This is a genomic window from Beijerinckia sp. L45, from assembly GCF_009765775.1.
GTDB lineage: Bacteria > Pseudomonadota > Alphaproteobacteria > Rhizobiales > Beijerinckiaceae > RH-AL1.
Genome location: NZ_LMUU01000013.1, coordinates 1 through 1,268, shown reverse-complemented (window position 1 = coordinate 1,268; position 1,268 = coordinate 1). Strand labels below are relative to the sequence as shown.

The following is a 1,268-nucleotide window of genomic DNA, read 5'->3' as shown; positions in this document are numbered from 1 at the left end:
TGGCCGGTCCCCACTGAGTGGTCCGGGGTTTATGTTAGTTCATGGTCGGCCTGAGCGCGAGGGCTGGTGTGGCCGGCGTAGCTGGTCCGGGTTGCGCAGCCGGCCACACCAATGCTTCAGGTGCGGGCGGTCGGTAGGCGAGCGATGAGTGCGGGCGGATCTCATTGTAGTGCTGCCGCCAGCTCTCGATGATGACCTGTGCTTCCTTCAACGAGTAGAAGATTTCGCCGTTGAGAAGTTCGTCACGGAGCTTTGCGTTGAAGCTTTCGCAGTAACCGTTCTCCCATGGGCTGCCTGGCTCGATGTAGGCGGTCTTCGCGCCCACGGCGGCGATCCACTCCCGAACCGACTTGGCGACGAACTCGGGCCCGTTGTCTGAACGTATGTGCCCTGGCACACCGCGCAGGATGAACAGGTCCGACAAGACATCGACGACGTCGGTCGCGTTCAGCCGCCGGCTGACCCGGATCGCGAGGCATTCCCGGGTGAACTCGTCGATCACGTTCAGCATGCGGACCTTCCGTTTGTCATGGGTCTTGTCCTCGACGAAGTCGTATGACCAGACGTGATTGGGCCGCTCCGGCCGCAGCCGAACACACGATCCGTCGTTGAGCCAAAGCCGGCCCTTCTTGGGCTGCTTCTGCGGCACCTTGAGCCCCTCCCGTCGCCAGATCCGTGCGACCCGCTTGCGGTTCACCACCCAGCCGGCACGACGCAGCATCGCCGTGATGCGGCGATAGCCGTAGCGGCCGTATTGGAGGGCGAGCGCGACGATGTCGGCGGTAAGCGCCGCCTCATCGTCACGGGTCTTTGGGATCCTGCGTTGCGTGGAGCGATGCTGGCCGAGAGCCCGGCATGCAAACCGCTCCGAGACGCCGTGCTTGGCAACGACCGTGTCGATGCAAGCACGACGACGAGCGGGGCTCAGAAGTTTCCCGAGGCGGCCTCTTTCAGGATTAGCTTTTCCAGCGTTAGATCCGACACCGCACGTCGCAGCCGGGTGTTCTCAGCTTCGAGATCCTTCAGCCGTTTAACCTGGTCGCCCTTCAAGCCGCCGTACTCCTGACGCCACCGATAGTAGGTGACCTCCGTCACCGCGATTGAACGGACGGCCTCAGCAACGGGCTTACCCTGTGAGACCAACACATCGACCTGGCGTAACTTCGCGACGATCTCTTCCGGCTTATGTCTCTTATTCGGCATCTATCGATCCTCCTCATGGCAAAATGCCATACTTCAGGGAGGACCACTTCAAGGGGGGCACGCCA

1 protein-coding gene is annotated in these 1,268 nt (G+C 62.1%); it reads right to left on the bottom strand.

Translation table 11 applies throughout. The annotated features are described in order from the left end of the window. Positions 1-34: 34 nt before the first annotated feature. Positions 35-1,203 (bottom strand): IS3 family transposase gene (locus GSQ79_RS00960; protein WP_158806869.1). Its coding sequence is split into 2 segments (ribosomal slippage): positions 35-939 and positions 939-1,203, totalling 1,170 coding nucleotides; the frame shifts between segments, so codons are not numbered across the junction. Between the last annotated feature and the right edge of the window lie 65 nt (positions 1,204-1,268).